Raw genomic sequence first — 21,945 nt, forward strand, 5'->3', positions numbered from 1 at the left:
CCCTCGAAAGAAGTTTCTTCCGAGGGTCTGAATGAGATATTCCGTTATGACCACTGGAAGAAAAAATGCGTCTTCCAGGGTGAGGCGTATCCTCCCGAAAGACTAGTCAGGATGATGATGATGTTGAGATAGAATCATTTGGATACGCATAAATATTTACTCAATAAGGTTGAACGCTATTCGTTGTTGTTATTCACACTAACGAAGCTGGTTGTTTTTTGCAACAATAATTTTAGCAAAAAGTTAAAATTATTGTTAATTGTTTGTGTTAATACTTTAAGGGGATGAAATGAAGGTGGAAACAAATTAACCTCATGAAGTATAATAAGTTCTTTGATTTGTATTTAGTACGTTAGTTTTTACACTGTGATAATAAGTGAGTGCTTTTAGATGAAATTATCAATGTTGTAACAATATAGGCAGGTTAATGGGAACCAGATGATCCCCATTCATTGATTATCGTGGGTATTTATTATTGATAAAGTGGGATTTATTTTGTCTAGCCACAACATTTTTTGTGTTTTTTACCGCTACCACAGGGGCAAGGATCATTACGACCTACGCTTTTATTGCTAGTGATAGACGCAGGTGATATTGGTTGTTCATTGGAGGGCGGTTGTGGGTATTCACCATCAATATAAAACCAGCATAGTTCACCGTTTATTGACTCTTGTACAAACCGAGAACGTTCTTGCAAGAGATATTCTTCACCTGCTTCTTTATAGCCAGCTTTAAACTCGACATAACCTTGTCCGTCAGCGGCTATTTCACTGCTTATAACCTCAAGGCCGAGCCATTTTAGTGCGATAGATTCTGCAATGGCGGTGCGGTGTTGCTCAGCTTCGCAACTTGAGTGATAAGTTTGTACCACGAAATCAACTAAGCCTAAGACATGGGCGCTGTAACGCGCGCGCATGAGTTGTTCTGGGTGAGTTGCTAATGCGTGATTGGCATGAATAGGTTTACAGCATTCAGTTAGAGGTTTATGACTGCCACAAGGACATTCATCATGATGTTTTGACATGTTTTTAGCCGATCTTAGTAAAGAAGTTAGCCCTAGTTTACGTTTTCACCAGCTTCATTGGCAATCAGTGTTTATATTTGCTGCAATATATTGATGGGGTGATTAAAATAATGGTAAGTCATTGCGTATAAGTACATAATATCCTCAATTGGAATAACCCCCAATGACAATGCACCTTTTGTGCTCCTCGAATAACCCTCTTTGTGTTTAATAGTTGTTATGTCCATATTTACCTTGATACAAGCGGGATTGCTTGTAGGTGGCGGTGTTTTTTGCTTTATGTTGTTTATAGCATGGCGAAAAAACCGTAAGCAGGAAGCTGATACACGTATTATCCCTGTTGCTATTGTCGGTGGTTTTGCCCACTTTTGTGACACATTAGGGATTGGCAGTTTTGCTATTATGACGGCAGGCTATAAACAGTTTAAGTTGATTGATGATCAACAGTTACCTGGAACCCTTAATTGTCAGTCAGTAATGCCTACTGTTTTTCAGGCATTTATATTTATGACGGCGGTTTCGGTTGATTCGGTAACATTACTGAGTCTAGTCGTTGCAGCTTGTGTTGGGGCAACCATTGGGGCGCGTTTAGTCTCAAGTTGGGATCGACAACATATTCGTATTGTAATGAGTGTCGCTCTATTAATTGTGGCGGGTTTAATGCTTGCTGGTCAATTAAAGTTGTTTCCACTTGGTGGCAGTAGTCTTGGTTTAAGTGGTTGGAAATTGGTTATTGGTATTGTCGGTAACTTTATTTTTGGTGCTTTAATGACCGTAGGAATAGGCTTATATGCGCCTTGTATGGTGATGATTTACTTATTAGGTATGAATCCATTAGCGGCTTTTCCTGTCATGATGTGTTCGTGTGCGTTCTTAAGTTTCTTTTCATCGGCGAGTTTTATGCGTCATAATCGTTTTAATAGCCGCGCAACAGTAACTGTCGCGCTAATCGGACCTATTATGGTGATGATTGCTGCTTATTTCGTGAAATCATTAGATATGCATGTACTTGCGTGGTTAGTGTGCGCGGTGGTGTTTTATACTTCAGTGACTATGTATCGGTCATGGGCTGCGGATAGAAAAATCATGCCGAGTACAGCAATGAAATTACAATAAGATTAATGATCATAATAATGTATGATTAATCCATAAAAAAGGTACGTATATCGTACCTTTTTTTGTTTTTGTATTTTGGGTAGAAATGATTAATCTGAGCTTGGGGTATTGAAATTACGAGTCTCTAGTTGGTAACCTTCGACGTTATACACCAGTACCGAACCATGATCATACCAATCACCAAGAACGATACGCTGCGCTGGTATGCCATCGATATCAAGATCATGAATATCCGGTCGGTGCGTATGGCCGTGAATCATTTGGGTGACATTTGCCTCACGCATTACCCGTACTACTTCTTCTTGAGTAACATCCATAATCGATTGGCTTTTGGTTTTATTATTTTTACCACTATTGGAACGGATCTTATCACCGACTTTTATACGGTACGATAATGGTAATCGCGCAAAGAGCCACTGAATAATAGGGTTATGGACTTTTTTTCGGTAGCGTTGGTAGGCGGGATCGCTAATACACAGTGTATCGCCATGTAAAATTAACGTTGGGGTACCGTAAAGATCAACCACAGTATGCTCGGGTAATAATATTATTCCCGTTTCACGGCTAAATCGTTTACCAATTAAAAAGTCACGGTTGCCATGAATAAAATAGCAAGGTGTGCCAGTGTCTGTCAGCGTTTTGAAGGCTTGTTTAACTTGCTGTAGAAAAGGAGAGTCTTCATCATCGCCAATCCACATTTCGAATAAATCCCCTAATACATACAGGGCATCGATATGGTGGGTTTCCTCGGCCATAAAGCGTAAGAAACAAGCGGTAATGTCAGGTCGTTCAGCACTTAAGTGCAAATCTGCAATAAATAATGTCGTCATAATTGATTAATAAAGGGCGGTAACTAACCGCCCTTTGCGAAGAATTACTCTTCGATTGTTACGTTTTTGATAATAACGTCTTCAACTGGCACGTCATCGTGGTAACCGTTACGGCCTGTTTTAACTGCTTTGATTTTCTCAACTACGTCCATGCCTTCAACAACAGCAGCAAACACACAGTAGCCCCAGCCACTCATGTTCTCGCCAGTGAAGTCTAGGAAGTTGTTATCTTTTACGTTAATGAAGAACTGTGAGCTAGCAGAATGCGGTGCGTTGGTACGCGCCATTGCTAATGTGCCTGTTTTGTTGCTTAGGCCATTGTTTGCTTCATTATTGATTGTTGCGCGTGTTTCTTTTTCTTCCATACCAGGAAGCATGCCGCCGCCTTGAACCATGAAACCATCAATAACACGGTGGAAAATAGTACCGTTATAGAAACCGTCACGGCAGTACTGTAAGAAGTTAGCACAAGTTACCGGTGCTTTATCTTCGAAAAGGTTAATTTTGATATCACCAAAATTTGTGTGAAGGGTAATCATGATTTTTTCCTTAAATGGAGTATTTTCTTTAAGCCTGAATATTAACTTACCTTAGCCGTGTCAGACAAACATTACCCGCTTAATCTGCACTAATTGCTAAAATAGCATCCATCCTTGAATTTTCCTTGCGATCAAATGCTATAAAAGGTGTAATTACCGACAAATTTGAAATTAATGAGTAATGCTGAGACATGTTAAAGATCTATAATTCGCTCACACGACAAAAAGAAGTATTTACACCCATCCATCCTGGCAAAGTCGGTATGTACGTCTGTGGCGTTACGATCTACGATTTATGTCATATTGGGCATGGTCGTACATTCGTCTCTTTTGATGTAGTGTCGCGTTATTTGCGTTACTCAGGCTACGATCTTACTTTTGTTCGTAATATTACTGATATCGACGATAAAATCATTAAACGTGCGGCTGAAAATGGCGAAAGCTGTGAATCATTAACTGAGCGTCTAATTGGTGAAATGCACACTGACTTTGATGCTTTAGGCATGAAACGTCCAGATGTTGAACCGCGCGCAACGCAATTTATTGCTGAGATTATTGCACTTTGTGAGCGTTTAATTGAACGTGGTTTCGCTTATGTTGCATCAAATGGCGATGTGATGTTTGAAGTGAGTAAGTATGACGATTATGGTCGTCTTTCTAAGCAAGATCTCGATCAACTTCAAGCCGGTGCGCGGGTTGATATTGATATGGCAAAACGTAGTCCACTCGATTTCGTGCTATGGAAAATGTCTAAGCCGGGTGAGCCTACATGGGAATCACCATGGGGCCCAGGTCGTCCTGGTTGGCACATTGAGTGTTCAGCGATGAACTCGTCTATTCTGGGCGATCACTTTGATATTCATGGTGGCGGTTCAGATTTACAATTCCCTCACCACGAAAATGAAATTGCGCAATCATGCTGTGCTCACGATGGTCAATATGTGAATACATGGATGCACAGTGGCATGGTAATGGTTGATCGTGAAAAGATGTCTAAGTCATTAGGTAACTTCTTCACTATTCGTGATGTATTAAAGCATTACGATCCTGAGACAGTACGTTACTTCTTAATGTCTGGTCATTACCGTAGCCAGCTTAACTATAGCGAAGATAATCTAAAGCAAGCTCGTTCAGCGCTTGAGCGTTTATACACTTCACTACGTGGCTTAGATACATCAGTAGAAGCGGCTGGTGGTGAAGAGTTTGTGGCTCGTTTTAAAGAAGCAATGGATGATGACTTCAATACACCTGAAGCATATTCAGCGTTGTTTGATATGGCTCGTGAAATTAACCGTCTGAAGACTGACGATGTAGCCGCGGCATCTGTATTAGGCGCACGTATGCGTGAACTGGCTGATATTTTAGGTTTGTTATCACAAGATCCTGAAGCCTTCTTACAAGGCGGTATTGGTGAAGATGATGACGTTGCTGAAATTGAAGCGTTAATCCAGCAGCGTTTGGATGCACGTGCAGCGAAAGATTGGGCTGCAGCGGATGATGCTCGTGATAAATTACTGGCGATGAACATTATTCTAGAAGACGGTGCTCAAGGTACAACTTGGCGTCGTAAATAATTTAGCTTATTGTTGAATCTATTGAATAAAACCGAGGTTTATATGCCTCGGTTTTTTTATCTTTATATATCCTCAAATTCTCAAATCCTCAAATTCTCAAATTCTCAAATTCTCAAATTCTCAAATCCTCAAATTCTCAAATCCTCAAACCTTCATGTCTATTTTACCTATTACGATTGGTTTCATTTAATTATGCCACTTCAATAACGACACTTCATATTATGAAGCCAATGAGTCTATTCGTTGAATATTTAATGACTGTATTCCACTTTGGAATGAGAGTCACTATTCGAGAATAAATGTCGTTGCGCAACCTGTTAATATTGTTATATACGCATTTGATCGCAATATTGTCATTAATTATCCGTATCATATGTTTCGAATGAAATAAATTATGTTCGATATTGACCAGAAGTGATTGAAGGAATGATAATGAAAAAAGTGATTTTAGCGACGGTGATCGGTTGTGTTGTTTTTTCAATGGGTGCAGTGGCTCAGCCAAATACGGATAAAATTGTGATTGCCCACCGTGGTGCTTCTGGCTATTTACCTGAGCATACCTTGCCAGCCAAAGCACTTGCTTATGGTATGAAGCCTGACTATATCGAACAAGATGTGGTAATGACGAAAGACGATAAACTGGTGGTGTTACATGATCATTATCTAGATCGAGTAACCAATGTTGCAACGTTATTTCCTGATCGCGCCCGTAAAGATGGTCGCTATTATGCGATTGATTTTACACTCGCTGAAATTAAGCAATTGAGTGTGACGGAAGGTTTTAATATTAAAGAGGGTAAGCAAGTCCAAGGTTTCTCTGAACGTTTCCCTATTTGGAAGTCTCATTTTACTGTGCCAACGTTCGAAGAAGAAATCGAAATGATCCAAGGACTAAATAAAACACTTGGTTATGATATTGGCTTATATCCAGAAATTAAAGCACCGTGGTTTCATCGTCATGAAGGTAAAGACATCAGTAAAGCAGTATTAACCGTATTAAAGCAATATGGTTATACGGATAAAAACAGTAATATTTATTTACAAACCTTTGATTTTAATGAGTTGAAGCGTATTAATGATCAATTAATGCCAGCGATGGGAATGGATCTCAATTTAGTACAATTGATGGCTGAAACCGGTTGGAACGAAACCATGGTGTACGATAAATCAGGGAAGGCACATGCATATAGTTATGATTGGATGTTTAAACCTGGTGGTATGAAAACTTTATCGCAATATGCTGATGGTATTGGTCCGTGGAAACCGATGATAGTGAAAGACAGTTCAACATTAGGCCATATTGAATTAACCGATATGGTTAAAAATGCCCACGCGAACGGGATGGTGGTGCACCCTTATACATTCCGTGCCGATAAAGATCGTATTCCTGCCTATGTTAAAGATTACAATGGCATGTTAGAGGTGTTTTATAATCAAGCGGATGTCGATGGTGTCTTTACTGATTTTCCGGATAAAGCGGTGCATTTTTTACAACAACAATCGTCGTCTAAAAAGCACTAAATAGTCATTTATATGTGCAGCCCGTTCTATTGCTAGATACGGGCTTTTTTTATACTGCTATAACGTCTCTGGCAGTTGTGTTCCGCATTTCTTACAGTAATCTGCATCCATTTCATGGCCGCTGGTGGCACAATTCGGACACCGGATCAGGCCGCGATGTGTTTTCATTTCTTGATTTAATTCTGCAGTAATAATACCTGTTGGTACGGCAAGAATAGAATAACCTAATAGCATGGTTAATGAGGCTAATGCCTTGCCCATGACTGTATGTGGCACAATATCGCCATAACCAACAGTGGTAATAGTGACGATTGCCCAGTAAATACTTTTAGGAATACTGGTAAAACCATTTGCAGGACCTTCAATAATAAACATCAACGAGCCAAACACTGTTACAAGGATTAATACTGAACTAAAAAAGACCACTATTTTACGTTGAGCATGACGAAGTGAACGTAATAATATATTGGAATCTTTAAGAAATCTTGCCAGTTTTAGAACACGGAAAATACGCAGTACGCGAATAAGACGAATGATTAATAAATAATTTGAACCTGGGATTAAAAACGCGATATAAGCAGGTAAAATCGCCATTAAATCGATAACGCCATAGAAGCTACGCGCATAAGCCATTGGGCGAGGAGAACAATATAAACGCAAAATATATTCGATGGTAAAGAGGATTGTAAACGTCCATTCAGCACCAATAAGTAAGTGTGAATATTGTGATTCGATACTGGCAACTGATGAAATAATCAAAATGATTTCAGAGCTGATAATGGCAATAATTAAGGCAATATCAAACCATTGTCCGAAGCGAGTAGATGTACCGAAAATAACTTGATATAGACGTTGTCTTGGAGTTAGTGTTAGTTTTGTCATAATTTAATAGTGTTTATTAACAAGTAAAACGCAACGTAATATATTAATCGTTGCGCAGTGCCATTAATTGGCTTGAATAAACCCCAGTATATCAAAACCCCGCAATGACTTAAGGATTTATTGAGTGCTAAAAAAGCCCCACGTTAACATTGAGGCTTAGGTTTGTTATAGGGATTAATAATGATGTTAGCCCAATCCAGGTAACATTACTCGCAGACCGTTAATTATAAACTCAATCCCAAGTGCTGCTAGAATCAAACCCATAATACGAGTGATTACGTTAATCCCTGTTTGGCCTAAAAAACGTACTATATAAGGTGCAGAACGAAATAATAACCAACAGCAAAAAGCAAACACAGTAATTGTGATTATAATACCTATTGTAGAAGTAACACCGGGATAGCGAGAACCATAGACAATGGTTGAACTAATCGCACCAGGTCCCGCCATTAATGGCATCGCTAATGGCACTACACCGACTTGCTCTCGACTAACGGATTCAGATTTCTCTTCTTTATTTTGTTTTACCTCACCTATTTTACCGCTCATCATTGAAAACGCGATACTCAACAGAAGTAAACCGCCTGCAACTCGAAACGAATCAATAGAGATACTAAAGAGATCCAGCAAATGTTGCCCAGCTATTAATGCGACAATCAAAATAATAGCAATGGCAACATTGGTCGTTAATGCGGTCTTATTGCGTTCTTCAGGACTCATTGATCCAGTAAGAGAGACGAAAACGGGCATTATGCCAACAGGGTTAACAGTCGCAATAAGGCCAACGAAAAAATGTAAAAATATAGCTATATCAAAAGCCTGCATAGTTATTCCTGTTAAGTGACCTTAATTTCTAATGGTGTGGTGAGAAAGAAAAATAGCCATTTAAATATTTATCTTGGTAATAAAAATTGAATCGTTAAGAGAACAATTAACCTTAATATGTATTACTTAAATTAGTGATCTATAGAAGGTGTATATGTAAAAACATCGATATAACAATATATTAATCTAAGCGCATTGTTTCAGCTACCAATAAAAGCTGATTTACGCTATTTAGGACGTAGATAATATTTATCTTAGATTGATTATGTAAAGTGAATTTTTGTGGATTAGTATTAGAGGGGAAAAGATGTGCTAGGCTAATATGCAACAAATATTGAGCAGTTAAGCTAATAAATCGTGATTTCTGTCACAACTGGATGTGATAGGGGCTAGTAAATGTATTTTTATTACGTAATATTTCGGCTTGTGAAATAAATGGTTTTGGTACATATTAGATAAATCAACTGCGAGGTTCATAAAATCGCATGTAAAAGTATGAAATACACGCTGTTTTTTGTTATTTAGTGATTATTTCGACATTTTGATGGTGTGGTGATCTAAATCAATTTCTTTTGTAATGTGAAAAATTATAATCAATTTTGAAAGTGATTTACTAAGTGTATGTAGGGCAATAAATGTTAATGCGTTTTAACGATCTAATGTGAAAGAATGCCAGTATATGTTTACTAAATAATTTTTGATGAATTTTAGAGTTTTTATTTTTGGAGAAACAATATGCCTGTAACTAATTTAGCTGAACTTGATGCTTTAGTAGCACGAGTTAAAGTGGCTCAAAAAGAATTTGCAAGTTTTTCACAAGAACAAGTTGATAAGATATTTCGTGCCGCGTCTCTAGCTGCTTCAACTGCTCGTATCGAGCTTGCTAAAATGGCAGCAGAAGAGTCTGGCATGGGTATCATGGAAGACAAAGTGATTAAAAACCATTTTGCTTCTGAGTTCATTTACAATAAATACAAAGATGAATTGACGTGTGGCATCATCGATCGTAACGATGAAGGTGGCACGATCACTATCGCTGAACCTTTAGGTATTGTTTGTGCAATCGTTCCAACGACAAACCCTACTTCAACAGCAATCTTTAAATCGCTAATCTGTCTTAAAACACGTAATGGTTGTATCTTCTCGCCACACCCACGTGCTAAAAATGCAACTAACTACGCAGCTAAAGTTGTATTAGAAGCAGCAGTTAAAGCGGGTGCACCAAAAGATATCATTGGTTGGATTGACCAACCATCTGTTGAATTATCAAATGCACTAATGAAACATGAACACGTCAACATGATCCTTGCTACTGGTGGTCCAGGCATGGTTAAAGCAGCTTACTCTTCAGGTAAACCTGCAATTGGTGTTGGTGCTGGTAATACGCCTGTTGTTATCGATGAGACTGCGGATATCAAACGTGCTGTTTCTTCTATCTTAATGTCTAAAACATTCGATAACGGTGTTATCTGTGCTTCTGAGCAAGCTGCAATCGTTGTTGAATCAATTTACGATGAAGTTAAAGCTCGTTTCGCTAAATACGGTGCGGCTGTTCTAAGTAAAGAAGATGCAGATAAAGTACGTAAAATACTACTTATCAATGGCGCACTTAACGCTAACATCGTTGGCCAACCAGCATACAAAATCGCTGAGCTAGCAAATGTTAAAGTACCTAAATCAACTAAAATTCTTATCGGTGAAGGTCTAGAAGCTTCATGGGATGATGAATTCGCTCATGAAAAACTATCTCCAACGCTAGGTCTATTTAAAGCGAAAGATTTTGAAGATGCTGTGCGTCAAGCTGGTATCGTATTAGACATAGGTGGTGTTGGTCATACATCAGTACTTTACACTGACCAAGATAATAACGAAGATCGTATTACGTACTTCGGTGACAAAATGAAAACTGCTCGTATTCTTGTGAATACACCTGCATCTCAAGGTGGTATCGGTGACCTTTACAACTTTGAATTAGCGCCTTCACTAACTTTAGGTTGTGGTTCTTGGGGTGGTAATGCTATCTCTGAAAACGTAGGTCCTAAGCACCTTATCAACAAGAAAATTGTAGCTAAGCGAGCAGAAAATATGTTGTGGCATAAACTACCAAAATCTATCTACTTCCGTCGCGGCTGTTTACCAATCGCAATGACTGATCTTGAAGGTAAAAAACGTGCACTAATCGTAACTGACCGTTTCTTGTTCAACAACGGTTACATCGATGACCTACGTTCAATCTTGAAAGAGAAAGGCATGGAAGTTGAAGTATTCCATGAAGTAGAAGCAGATCCAACATTAGCAGTAGTTAAAGCCGGTGCTGAAGCATGTGCAAGTTACCAACCTGATGTTATCTTAGCTGTTGGTGGTGGTTCACCAATGGATGCTGCGAAAGTTATGTGGGTGATGTACGAGCATCCAGAAACTGATTTTGAAGATCTATCAATGCGCTTTATGGATATCCGTAAACGTATTTATAAATTCCCTAAAATGGGTCAAAAAGCTGAATTAGTATGTATCACAACGACTTCTGGTACTGGTTCTGAAGTTACACCATTTGCTGTTGTAACTGATGAAAAGACAGGTCAAAAATACCCATTAGCAGATTACGAACTAACGCCAAACATGGCGGTTGTCGATGCTAACCTTGTAATGGATATGCCTAAGTCTTTATGTGCATTCGGTGGTTATGATGCAGTAACTCACGCATTAGAAGCTTACGTTTCTGTTCTTGCTAACGAGTACTCAGACGGTCACGCTCTTCAAGCACTTAAGATGCTTAAAGAGTACTTGCCAAGCTCTTATGTGAACGGTAAAAAAGATCCAATTGCACGTGAGAAAGTTCACAATGCAGCAACAATCGCTGGTATGGCTTTTGCGCAGTCTTTCCTAGGTGTGTGTCACTCAATGGCGCATAAATTAGGCGCTGAATTCCATATCCCACACGGTCTTGCGAATGCGTTATTAATCTCGAATACTGTTCGTTTTAATGCGACTAACAACCCAACGAAACAAGCTGCGTTCTCTCAGTACGACCGTCCTAAAGCACGTGCTCGTTACGCTGAAGTTGCAGAGCATTTAGGTTTCCGTGAAGGCAATACTGAAACGAAAGTTAATGCGTTACTTGGTTGGTTAGAAGAGCTTAAACTTGCATTGGATATTCCACTGTCAATTCAAGCTGCTGGTGTTGATGAAGCTGCGTTTATGGCTAAAGTTGATGCAATTGCTGAAGATGCGTTCGATGACCAATGTACTGGTGCTAACCCACGTTACCCATTGATTAAAGAGCTTAAAGAAGTATTAATTGCTTCTTACTACGGTATAGCATACGTTGACGGCATAACGTTTGAGGGTACAACAGTAATCAAGGAATCAGAGCCAGTACAAGTTGCTGCAAAAGATAAAAAAGTAAAAGCAAAAGCTTAATATCTTTACTGACTAAAATATAAAAAAAGCCCGTCTAGCAATAGACGGGCTTTTTGTTTTGGGGGATTTACATCATCATTGATAAGTGCTTAAAATTCACCTCGCAACCTCTGAACATAAAAAAGGCCAAGTATTAATACTCAGCCTATTGGGTACATTAATTACTTAGTGTGAGTGAGATTAGACCCCTATTTCAGATTCTAGCATCCTACCGTTAAAAGAATCATTTCTTACGATATACTCAACATTACGTGCAATTTCATCTTGCATCGGAACATTGACAATAGCATGCTGATCATAAGATTTATCTTGAAGATTAATCGGTACAATGCCACCAACCCGAATATTAAAAGCGGCCAGTTCGTTTGCCCAATTTTGAGTTAAGCCACTAACAACCGTTTTACTGGTCGTTGGTGCATGAGGGTGATGATTTTCATGGCTTAATGCTAGATTAACAATGACACTTTGATGCGGTTGATGTTGCATGAATTCAGCGGCAACTTTACCAAAGATAAAAAAGCTGGCTGCGCTTTTTTGCATAAGATCATTGAAATCAGTGATAGATGTTGGTGATAAAAGGTGAGGTATTTCTGTACCTGTCCACGTATTCAATAAAATATTAACAGCTCCAAAGCGCTCACTGACTTGTTGAAATAGATTTTGAATACTGGTTTCATCGTAGCACTGTAGAAAAAATGCAGCGGATGTATCACTAATTTTACGACAAGATTGTAAGGTTTTTTTTAGTTCAACTTCGTTATTATCGACTAGTGCTAGGGTAGCCCCTAATGATGCGAAATGAAGTGCTACCGCTTTACCAACAGGATTACCAGCATCGGTAATAATAGCGACTGATTGTCCGATATGCATATATACCTAGCCTTAATGTTTAGAGGGTCGTATTTAGTGCCTTATTAGTATCAGTTTTATTATGGGTATATCTAAGGCAACTATTAAGGACAATACTAGTCAATAAGAACGCAAACTAATAATAATAAAGAAGAAATTATGAGCAAGGTCACGAACAAATAATGGTGATATTTTTGCAGCATAAATGATGTTTTTTATCTTTGATCAACTGCAAATATTGGCTTAGGCTGCCAAACTTATTTCACTAAGGCGTTTAGATTTAATTAACGCTAAGTAAAGATCTTGTGGTGTTGCTTGAAGCGGTTTTAGCTCTATTGGTGGTAATTTTCTGCGTTCATGAAGTGATAAGTTATGGAACAAATCTTCCGGTAAGCCTTTTGTTTGTTGCGGTGGGTATGATAGAGCGGTTGGTTGTAACTGGGCCAGTAAACGGGTACTGGTTAAACTTGCTTGATGAAAAGCTTGTGCTTGTTCTGCTGCTCGTTGATAACAGGTTGGTGTTGATGAGAGGGGTTGTGATGCTGGAATTTCAAAATAAGCCCGCAATTGTTGTGATGATGGTGTTTCGATTGGGGTTGCATCAACAGGAATGTTCTCATTCAGATCAGAAGATAATAACGCTAACATCAATGCAAAATCAGCACGACGTCCACCTTCAATCGCATGGTTGAGATGAGTGCCGAGTTGAATTTCATTAATAAGCTGTAAATTATCAAGTGATTGAGTTTGCATGTAATCAATAGCTGGCTATGTTAAATAAGGTATTAAAGTTATCGACATAAAAAACAATAACTTTAATCATTTATTTTAGGTAATAAAAAGCCCTGAACATGTCAGGGCTAATAATGTTATCGCATTAATCGTCGTTTAGAATTCAGGTTTAGCACCAAACTGATGCGCACAATAAGCAACCCGTTCTTCAGGGGTTGGTGTATGTGACGTTACACCTAGAGATTCAATATGGCGCAAACGTGGCAATAAACCCGTACCATTGGCAATTTGAATCGCTAATCCAGGACGCGCATTAAGTTCTAATACCATTGGGCCTTTGGTTTTATCTAATACCATATCAGTGCCCATATAGCCCAAGCCTGTCATTTCCCACGCACTTGCCGCAAGCACTAACAGTTTGTTCCACTCTGGTACTTTAAGCTCAATTAAGAGGCGATCTGTATCAGGATGACGCTCAATCGGTTGGTTAAATTGCACTGCTCGAATGGCGTGACCTGAGGCAATATCAATACCGACACCGACAGCACCTTGGTGTAAGTTTGCTTTACCATCAGAAGCCGATGTTGAGCAACGCATCATTGCCATAACAGGGTAGCCCTTAAATACAATCACGCGTACATCAGGCACACCTTCATAACTAAAACCATCAAACACATTATCAAATTGAATCAGGTTTTCGACCATGGCAACATCATTTTTACCTCCGAGCGAGAACAGTCCTGCAAGGGTATTGGTAATGTGACGCTCAACATCTTGTTGATTGATTTCTGCACCTGACGGTTTTACATAAATGCCGTCTTTATGCTTTACAATGACTAAGATACCTTTACCACCAGACCCGCGCGCAGGCTTAATGACAAAGCCTGGCCAGTCTTTAACCATATGATGAATATGTTTAACCGTTGCTTGGCTGTCGATAACCCCAATCAAATCGGGGACGGTTGCCCCTGCTTGTTGAGCAATGAACTTCGTTTTTAGTTTGTCATCCACCAGCGGAAAACGACTACGATCATTGTAACGACCAATATAGCTATGATTTCTTATGTTCATTCCCATAATGCCACGATCACGCAGTTTTTTAGGTGAAGTAAACTGTGAAAAAAATGACATAGATTAGTCCTCAACGAGTGGCTTAAAGCGACGTAATTCACTTAGACGATAACCAGTGTAGTTACCTAATATTAAGATCGCTGCCAGAATAAGGAACTGTACACCAATAAAGTTAAACGTTAAGTGACGTACAATTGGTGTTGTCATTGCAAGGTAAATCAATACTGATGTTAGCAATGAACCACCACCTTGAATAAACACTTCCTTCGCACCTTCTTCTTCCCATAGGATTGACATCCGTTCGATGGTCCATGAAAGAATAATCATTGGGAAGAACGTGATTGTTAGACCTTCAATTAAGCCAATCTTAAATGCGACCACGGTGAATATCGAAATAATCAATATTACCGTTATTATGACCGCGGATATTCGGGCGACCAGAAGTAGGTTGAGTTTCGAGAGATAACTTCGAATGATCAAACCGGTACCGACAATCAATAGGAAACCAATAATACCGGTCAATAGCTGAGTTTGCACAAATGCAACCGCAATTAACACAGGCATGAATGTCCCTGATGTTTTTAATCCGACAATGATTCGCAAAAACACCACAATTAAGGCACCAATAGGTACTAACATGATGGTTTTGAACATCGCTTGCTCTTCAAGTGGCAAACTATGAATTGAGAAGTTTAAAAGATCTTCAGCTTTGATTTTTTCTTGTGTTGCACGTTGTGGCGTAATGTCTTGTGCAATAATTGAGAAGCTGATGTTTGAATTACGACCACCCACAACATCAAGTAGTGCATTACCTTGCTGATTCCAAATCATCACATTTTCAGGTTTGCCTTGCTCGCCTGTAGTGAGATTAAACAGTTGCCAGTTTTTCTGTTGTTTATCCCACACTTCAACCATCGGGGATACACTTTGACGACGACGTCCATCTTCAAGTGTTAAACCACTAACAATACGAGAATTGATGCCTTCAAGTGATAATAGGCTAGTAACCACATCTGCCGGTGACATCGTATCAAGTAACACCGCTGCATTTTGATTTTGCTTATCATGTAGCTCACGAATTAACTCGCGGGCTAATGTTACATCATCCGCAGATAAATTACGGGCTTGGGTTAATAGTGCGGTTGCTGCTGTTTGTTGTGGATTACTTAAGCTAACTTCTGCTGGCTCACCTTTAGGTGCTACAGGTTTATACTTAGCGTGATCATCAACCAGTAATTGGGTTTTGTAATACAACACTTGCTTACCAATAGCAGTACGGGTTGCCCAATCGGCTTCACGACCGTCTTTAGTATTGTGGATCACAACAGAATAATTAGGGGGTGATGATGTACTTTCATCAATCAGTGTAAAGCCCTGTTGTGTTCCTGGCGCTGACATTTTTACTTGTACGGGATCGCCGATTGCATCAAATTGTACTCGAGCTTCTACTTCCCATACCGCGCGTTCTTTACCTGGCGTCCATGGCACACCATAGACATCATGGCGATATACGCTTAATCCGATGCCTGAAATAATTAGCAGGGAGATAAGTATATAAAAGGGTATTCTTGACGTCATAACAGCCTCTTTATTTATTAACTTGGACTGGCTTAGGCTCAGTCTTTCCCTGAACAAATTGTTTACCTACATCGACTAACGCAATATCTTTAAAGAATTCACGCCCAAGTAAAACAGGGAAATCCATCTTTGTTCTATCTGCGAGTGTAAATTGTGTTTTTTCGTGTAAAGAACCTAAAGTAATCCATGCTTCAATCACAGGACGGCGAACGGCTTCTTCTGAGGTTGATTGACGAATACGTACCCACCGAAAAATCGGGGCTTCAATGGTTTCTGGCTTTGCTTTGTTATTCACGGCAATTTCTGCAGGTGTATCCATTGCAGAGTCATGACTTAAATCAAAACGAACCCATTCTTTACCATCTCGTTCAAATGTTTGTACATCAACCGCATTGAGTGATGACGTTGTCGCACCAGTATCGACTCGCGCTTTAAAATGGCTCTTAACAGAATCAATCCATACCCATTCTTCTTGCCCTAAAATGACTTTACCGTTGGCAGTTTTGGAGTCGAGAGCGGGTTTCTCAGCTGGAATTCTAATAATTTGTTTTTCAACAATAACTTTAGGTTGAGTGAGGCTTTTATGTTTAAGAAATTTTATATCTTTTGAGATAGATGCTAATTTTCTTTCAAGCTGGCCTATATATTGTTGTTGATTTTCTACATGTGTAGAAACATCATTGATTTTAGTATCAACGTGATTTTCAACACTATTGATAGCAGCTAAAGTTTGTTGATGATTTTTCTCTAGCATTGCGTTTGAGGTACATCCTGAAAGTATCGCCAGTGCAATTACTGATACGCTAAGACGAAGCATCATATCTCCTATATGCGTCTATTTTTATATAATAACAACATTAGTTTACATCAAAAAAAGGATGCAAGCAGCATCCCTTTTGTCAGTCGTTAGTCAGGATTCCGTCCGATGAGAATCGCACGTCTTGGGGCTGGATGACCATCTATCGTTTTTGAGCTATCTTCTTGATTTAAATATTCTGGAAGGGAATTATTCGTCATCCAGTCGGTTGATCTTTGTTCATCAGTGGTAGTGATGTTTTCATCGACAATACGAACGTCAACAAAGCCACATTTTTCCATCCATACCTTTAATGCTTTTGCGGAAGGGAAAAAATAAACATTATGCATTTGTGCATAGCGGTGGGTTGGTACTAGTACTGTATTTTCATCGCCATCAATGACCAGTGTTTCTAAAATAACTTCGCCACCGGCACGCAATTGATTTTTTAATTGTAGAATATGATCGAGTGGTGAACGGCGGTGATATAGCACTCCCATGCTAAATACCGTGTCAAACGCTTTTAGCTCAGGTAATTGCTCAATACCTAATGGTAATAAATAGGCGCGTTCATCTTGACCCATTAAACGTTTAATGGCTTCAAATTGAATTAAGAATAGGCTTGATGGATCAATACCTACTGTTAACTTAGCGCCTTCACCTAGCATGCGCCACATGTGGTAGCCGTTACCACAACCCACATCTAATACACTGCGACCCGCTAGTGGCGTAATGTGCGGTAATACACGATCCCATTTCCAATCAGAGCGCCATTCAGTATCGATATGAATATCGTGCATTGTGAATGGACCTTTACGCCATGGGTGAAGTAAACGTAATAGGCTTTCTAAACGTTTCTTCTCACCATCTGCAATCGGCACTTCATTACGAACACTGACTTCATTTTTTAGATCAATAAGATCGGGCTTATCGGTTGGGAATTTTTGCAATGCGCGCACCCAACGAGCCATATCGCCATGTTCTTGTTGTTCCCAGTCACTTAATTGTTGTGGCAAGGTGTTTAACCATGGACGTAGTGTCTCATGTTGAGCGAGGAGTTGATAAAAAGCAGAAAAACTAAACATATTGGAACTGTAAACCTTATTTAATCGCAAACATTGAGCCAAAGTTGAAGCATTGGAACCACACTTCAGAGCTAGAAAAACCAATATCATTGAAACGTTGTTTGTGAGTTTCAATGGTGTCAGGGCGCATTACGTTTTCTATCGCACTACGCTTTTGACTGATTTCTAATTCGCTATAGCCATTGGCGCGTTTAAAGTCGTGATGAAGATCGATCAGCAGTTCATTAGCGCGTTCATCATCAAAAATGTACTTTTCTGATAGGATCAACATGCCGCCAGGACGTAAACCTGCATAGATTTTTTCTAATAAGGCGAGGCGATCATCAGGAGATAGAAATTGGAGTGTAAAGTTAAGCACAACGACTGAAGCATCTTGGATATCGACATGACGAATATCTGCTTCAATAACTTGTACGGGGGTTTCAGAACGGTAGGCGTTCACTAACAAACGGCAACGTTCAACCATGGCCGCTGAATTATCAATAGCAATAATTTCACAGCCTTCTTGGTGAATATGACGACGCATCGATAACGTGGCAGCACCGAGTGAACAACCAAGATCGAACACTTTTGAATGCGGTTTAGCAAAGCGTTCTGCGAGCATACCAATTGCAGAAATAATATTGCTATAACCCGGCACCGAGCGTTGAATCATATCGGGGAAAACCTCAGCAACACGTTCATCAAACGTAAAGTCGCCGAGCTTTGCAATTGGCGTAGCAAAAATATTGTCGTGGCTTGCCATTCTCACGAACCTCATCATATATAAAAGAACAGGGATCCTACAGGGACTACGATAGAGACTTGAGTGAAAGAGCCTCTACCAGGTGATCCATCACCCTTGAAAAGCCGCGTATTGTAGAGAAAATAGCATCATTTGTCTTTAATAATTGTTGTTGAACCGTTGGCTTTATAATGGTTATAACAACGATATTTGTTGATTGTGTTGCTGGTGTTGGGGCTTAGCTAAATCAGGTAGCGTTATTGTTGCTGCGAGATGTTGTTGTAAGCGGTGATATAAACGTATGGCAGATTCAGGTGCATGGTTGTTATCGGGCGAATGAATAAACAGATACGGTTGTTTGCCTTCAGCTAGCCATAAAGGTATACGCTGTAACCAGTTATTAAAAAAAGGGTCGTTGTAACTATCATTAGGGTGGCCAATAAAGCGAATCACCGGGTTATTAGCCGTCGCAATGGCGTGAACGGGAAGGCGGGGTTTTTTTCTCTGGGCTTCTATTATCGCCGGTGTTGTCGGCTGTGCAGAAAAAAGCGGGCGACTATCCATAATAATTCGATTACTGTTTTTTTCGATTAATAATCGATTAAGTGCTTGTTCAGCAGCACCTTTAGTAAAAAATTCAGGATGGCGAACTTCAACGCCCGTTGTCAGGTGTGATGGTAATCTATCAAGAAACTGAGCCAATACTGGCAGTGCGTCAGGACCAAATTGAGCCGGTAACTGAATTTTCCACATCCCCGTTTTGGGCTCTAGTACTTGCATCGTACTTAAAAAATCAGCTACGGCTTGATCACAATGACGTAGTTGCTGTTGGTGAGTGATGGCTTGTGGCAGTTTAAACGTAAAACGAAAATGGTCAGGGGTGGCATCATGCCACTTTTGTACCGTTGTCATACTGGGTGTGGCATAAAAGGTGGTATTACCTTCTACAGAATTAAAAACCTCGGCATAGTGAGCTAAGCGGTCGCCACTTTTGCATCCTTTTCCATAAAGACTATTGATCCAGTGATTATGTGACCACTGGGTGAGCCCTAATCGAAGTGGTGGCATCATAGCTGTAGTTAATGACATGCAAAGCCTCATGGTGATAACCGTTCATTCATGATCACTTTATCGTATTTGTCGTTAAAATGCTTAAATTGCCGTCATTGGAAATAATTTCAGTAATGATCTGTTTTGATTGGTTGCTGATAGTACGAATAAACGTGCGGTTAACTTCGCAAACTGGGGCTGTTTGGGTATAATAGCTTGTTATTTTTGCCTCTTGGTCGGCTTGCTATCCAATTTTATGCGTAAATTAGACAGCAAGCGGTCGGGATTGAACCAGTTGTGCTTGGGTTAACAGTAAGCTGTAGCACAAGTACAAGCATGCTAAATATATAGATCGGGAATTTCTTATGCGCACCCATTATTGTGGACACCTAAATAAGTCCCTTGCAGGACAAACAGTAGATTTATGCGGTTGGGTTAACCGTCGCCGTGATTTGGGCGGTCTTATCTTTATTGATATGCGTGATCGCGAAGGTGTGGTTCAGGTTGTTATTGATCCTGATATGACAGAGATCTTCACCCTAGCTAACCAATTACGTAACGAGTTTTGTATTCGTCTAACGGGTGAAGTGCGTGAGCGTCCTGAAAGCCAATGCAATAAAGACATGGCTACAGGTGAAATTGAAATTTATGCAACTGGCCTTGAAATTATCAACCGTTCAGAAGCGTTACCACTTGATTTCAACCAAAAGAACTCAGAAGAGCAACGTCTAAAATACCGTTATTTAGATCTTCGTCGTCCAGAAATGAGCGATCGCATCAAGCTACGCGCTAAGGCATCTAGCTTTGTACGTCGTTTCCTTGATGACAACGCATTCCTTGATATCGAAACACCAGTACTAACTAAAGCGACACCAGAAGGTGCGCGTGACTACTTAGTACCAAGTCGTGTACATAAGGGTAAATTCTACGCATTACCACAATCACCACAGCTATTTAAGCAGCTGCTAATGATGTCTGGTTTTGACCGTTATTACCAAATCGTTAAATGTTTCCGCGATGAAGATTTACGTGCTGATCGTCAGCCTGAATTTACTCAAATCGATATCGAAACATCGTTCATGTCTGCTGATCAAGTACGTGCGACAACTGAAAAAATGATCACAGAAATGTGGCAAGAACTGCTTAATGTAGATCTTGGTGCATTCCCTGTTATGTCATTTGAAGAAGCAGCTCGTCGTTTCGGTTCTGATAAGCCCGATCTACGTAACCCACTAGAGTTAGTAGATGTTGCAGACATCCTTAAAGATGTTGAATTCCAAGTATTCTCAGCACCAGCAAATGATCCTAAAGGTCACGTTGCTGTGATCCGTGTACCTGGCGGTGCATCTCTAAGCCGTAAGCAAATTGATGAATACACTAAGTTTGTAGGCATTTACGGTGCTAAAGGCTTAGCATGGATGAAGGTTAACGATCGCGCTGCAGGTATTGAGGGTGTTCAATCTCCAGTGGCTAAGTTCCTAAACGAAGAAATTGTGACTACTTTACTTGAGCGTACTCAAGCAGAGTCGGGCGATATCATTTTCTTTGGTGCTGATAGTAAGCGTGTTGTCACTGAAGCTCTGGGCGCACTTCGTCTTAAACTGGGTGAAGATCTAGCGCTAACAGATAAGTCTGCATGGAAACCACTTTGGGTTGTTGATTTCCCAATGTTTGAAGAAAATGAAGATGGTTCATTGTCTGCAATGCACCACCCATTTACAGCACCTCTTAACCTAACACCTGAAGAATTAGCGGCTAACCCTGCTGATGCATTATCTAATGCATACGATATGGTTATCAATGGTTATGAAGTGGGCGGTGGTTCAGTTCGTATTCACAATTCAGCAATGCAATCAACAGTATTTGATATTCTAGGTATCTCTACTGAAGAGCAACGTTTGAAGTTTGGTTTCTTACTAGACGCGCTACAGTTTGGTACGCCACCACACGCAGGTCTTGCATTTGGTCTTGACCGTTTGGTAATGCTTCTTTGTGGTACTGATAACATCCGTGATGTTATTGCGTTCCCTAAAACAACAGCAGCAGCCTGTCTATTGACAGATGCGCCAAGCCTAGCAAACCCAGCGTCATTGGAAGAACTTTCAATTGCCGTTAAGATTGCAAAGAAGAAAATAGATCAAGAATAAGTGAGTTGTTAAATTAACCCACTTTACGATCTTAACTATTATTAAGCGTCATTAATGATAGTTAATAACAGGCCGACCCTTAGCAATAAGTGGTCGGCTTATTTTTATGTTTATATCAATGTTTATGGGTGGTTATTAATGTTGATGCTGAGGCTCCTGTTAAACATCAGCATGTTAAGATA

General features: G+C 39.8%; 18 protein-coding genes and 1 other annotated feature (1 of these 19 running past the window's edge). Of the genes, 5 read left to right on the forward strand and 13 right to left on the reverse strand.

All coding sequences use genetic code 11. The annotated features are described in order from the left end of the window. Positions 1 to 127, reverse strand: a sequence feature (His leader region) (it extends 9 nt beyond the left edge of the window). 372 nt (positions 128 to 499) lie between these two features. Then, complete coding sequence (locus tag BTO21_RS02645) at positions 500 to 1,024, reverse strand: YchJ family metal-binding protein (RefSeq protein ID WP_045026736.1); 525 nt, start codon at positions 1,022 to 1,024, stop codon at positions 500 to 502. A gap of 219 nt (positions 1,025 to 1,243) precedes the next feature. On the opposite strand from BTO21_RS02645, the gene BTO21_RS02650 reads away from it, so the two are divergent. Then, the gene (locus tag BTO21_RS02650) at positions 1,244 to 2,140 is read left to right on the forward strand and encodes a sulfite exporter TauE/SafE family protein (protein ID WP_045026734.1); all 897 of its coding nucleotides are present in this window, start codon (positions 1,244 to 1,246) and stop codon (positions 2,138 to 2,140) included. Between the two features lie 89 nt (positions 2,141 to 2,229). Here the strand turns inward: BTO21_RS02650 and lpxH are convergent, their stop codons facing one another. Together lpxH and BTO21_RS02660 are read right to left on the reverse strand one after the other, a co-directional pair. Next, complete coding sequence (gene lpxH / locus BTO21_RS02655; protein WP_045026733.1) at positions 2,230 to 2,970, reverse strand: UDP-2,3-diacylglucosamine diphosphatase; 741 nt, start codon at positions 2,968 to 2,970, stop codon at positions 2,230 to 2,232. Between the two features lie 44 nt (positions 2,971 to 3,014). After that, complete coding sequence (locus tag BTO21_RS02660) at positions 3,015 to 3,509, reverse strand: peptidylprolyl isomerase (protein WP_045026731.1); 495 nt, start codon at positions 3,507 to 3,509, stop codon at positions 3,015 to 3,017. 191 nt (positions 3,510 to 3,700) lie between these two features. Here BTO21_RS02660 and cysS point away from each other — a divergent pair, with 191 nt between their 5' ends. Next, the gene (cysS, locus tag BTO21_RS02665) at positions 3,701 to 5,083 is read left to right on the forward strand and encodes a cysteine--tRNA ligase (protein ID WP_045026730.1); all 1,383 of its coding nucleotides are present in this window, start codon (positions 3,701 to 3,703) and stop codon (positions 5,081 to 5,083) included. Between the two features lie 432 nt (positions 5,084 to 5,515). Continuing rightward, positions 5,516 to 6,604 (forward strand): glycerophosphodiester phosphodiesterase, encoded by a 1,089-nt coding sequence (glpQ, locus tag BTO21_RS02670; protein WP_045026728.1) that lies wholly within the window; start codon positions 5,516 to 5,518, stop codon positions 6,602 to 6,604. Positions 6,605 to 6,661: 57 nt separating this feature from the next. Here the strand turns inward: glpQ and BTO21_RS02675 are convergent, their stop codons facing one another. Both BTO21_RS02675 and BTO21_RS02680 read right to left on the reverse strand, forming a co-directional pair. Then, a complete protein-coding gene (locus tag BTO21_RS02675; protein WP_065208548.1) occupies positions 6,662 to 7,486 on the reverse strand; it encodes an ion transporter in 825 nt (274 codons plus the stop codon). 186 nt (positions 7,487 to 7,672) lie between these two features. After that, positions 7,673 to 8,311, reverse strand: a complete 639-nt coding sequence (locus tag BTO21_RS02680) for a YchE family NAAT transporter (protein WP_045026726.1) — start codon at positions 8,309 to 8,311, stop codon at positions 7,673 to 7,675. 735 nt (positions 8,312 to 9,046) lie between these two features. On the opposite strand from BTO21_RS02680, the gene adhE reads away from it, so the two are divergent. After that, a complete protein-coding gene (gene adhE, locus BTO21_RS02685) occupies positions 9,047 to 11,731 on the forward strand; it encodes a bifunctional acetaldehyde-CoA/alcohol dehydrogenase (protein ID WP_045026725.1) in 2,685 nt (894 codons plus the stop codon). Between the two features lie 180 nt (positions 11,732 to 11,911). Here adhE and BTO21_RS02690 read toward each other — a convergent pair whose 3' ends face one another. The 8 genes from BTO21_RS02690 to BTO21_RS02725 all read right to left on the reverse strand — a co-directional run bounded on the left by BTO21_RS02690 (position 11,912) and on the right by BTO21_RS02725 (position 19,655). After that, the gene (locus BTO21_RS02690; RefSeq protein ID WP_065192705.1) at positions 11,912 to 12,601 is read right to left on the reverse strand and encodes an SDR family oxidoreductase; all 690 of its coding nucleotides are present in this window, start codon (positions 12,599 to 12,601) and stop codon (positions 11,912 to 11,914) included. A 222-nt stretch (positions 12,602 to 12,823) separates the two neighbouring features. Further along, the gene (locus BTO21_RS02695; RefSeq protein WP_045026723.1) at positions 12,824 to 13,333 is read right to left on the reverse strand and encodes a VC2046/SO_2500 family protein; all 510 of its coding nucleotides are present in this window, start codon (positions 13,331 to 13,333) and stop codon (positions 12,824 to 12,826) included. A gap of 135 nt (positions 13,334 to 13,468) precedes the next feature. Beyond that, entirely contained in the window at positions 13,469 to 14,443 is a 975-nt protein-coding gene (locus tag BTO21_RS02700) for an alpha-L-glutamate ligase-like protein (RefSeq protein ID WP_045026722.1), read from the reverse strand. Positions 14,444 to 14,446: 3 nt separating this feature from the next. Next, positions 14,447 to 15,961 (reverse strand): inactive transglutaminase family protein, encoded by a 1,515-nt coding sequence (locus BTO21_RS02705; protein WP_045026721.1) that lies wholly within the window; start codon positions 15,959 to 15,961, stop codon positions 14,447 to 14,449. 10 nt (positions 15,962 to 15,971) lie between these two features. Continuing rightward, positions 15,972 to 16,778: an ATP-dependent zinc protease family protein gene (locus BTO21_RS02710; protein WP_045026719.1), complete on the reverse strand. Its 807-nt coding sequence runs from the start codon at positions 16,776 to 16,778 to the stop codon at positions 15,972 to 15,974. A gap of 89 nt (positions 16,779 to 16,867) precedes the next feature. Continuing rightward, positions 16,868 to 17,842: a tRNA 5-methoxyuridine(34)/uridine 5-oxyacetic acid(34) synthase CmoB gene (gene cmoB / locus BTO21_RS02715; RefSeq protein ID WP_045026718.1), complete on the reverse strand. Its 975-nt coding sequence runs from the start codon at positions 17,840 to 17,842 to the stop codon at positions 16,868 to 16,870. Positions 17,843 to 17,858: 16 nt separating this feature from the next. Beyond that, complete coding sequence (gene cmoA / locus BTO21_RS02720) at positions 17,859 to 18,587, reverse strand: carboxy-S-adenosyl-L-methionine synthase CmoA (RefSeq protein ID WP_045026716.1); 729 nt, start codon at positions 18,585 to 18,587, stop codon at positions 17,859 to 17,861. A gap of 174 nt (positions 18,588 to 18,761) precedes the next feature. Further along, positions 18,762 to 19,655: a DUF72 domain-containing protein gene (locus BTO21_RS02725; protein ID WP_045026715.1), complete on the reverse strand. Its 894-nt coding sequence runs from the start codon at positions 19,653 to 19,655 to the stop codon at positions 18,762 to 18,764. A gap of 326 nt (positions 19,656 to 19,981) precedes the next feature. Here BTO21_RS02725 and aspS point away from each other — a divergent pair, with 326 nt between their 5' ends. Beyond that, positions 19,982 to 21,763: an aspartate--tRNA ligase gene (aspS, locus tag BTO21_RS02730; protein ID WP_045026713.1), complete on the forward strand. Its 1,782-nt coding sequence runs from the start codon at positions 19,982 to 19,984 to the stop codon at positions 21,761 to 21,763. Positions 21,764 to 21,945: the final 182 nt, after the last annotated feature.

This window comes from Photobacterium phosphoreum, from assembly GCF_002954725.1.
In the GTDB taxonomy this organism is placed as follows: Bacteria; Pseudomonadota; Gammaproteobacteria; order Enterobacterales; family Vibrionaceae; genus Photobacterium; species Photobacterium phosphoreum.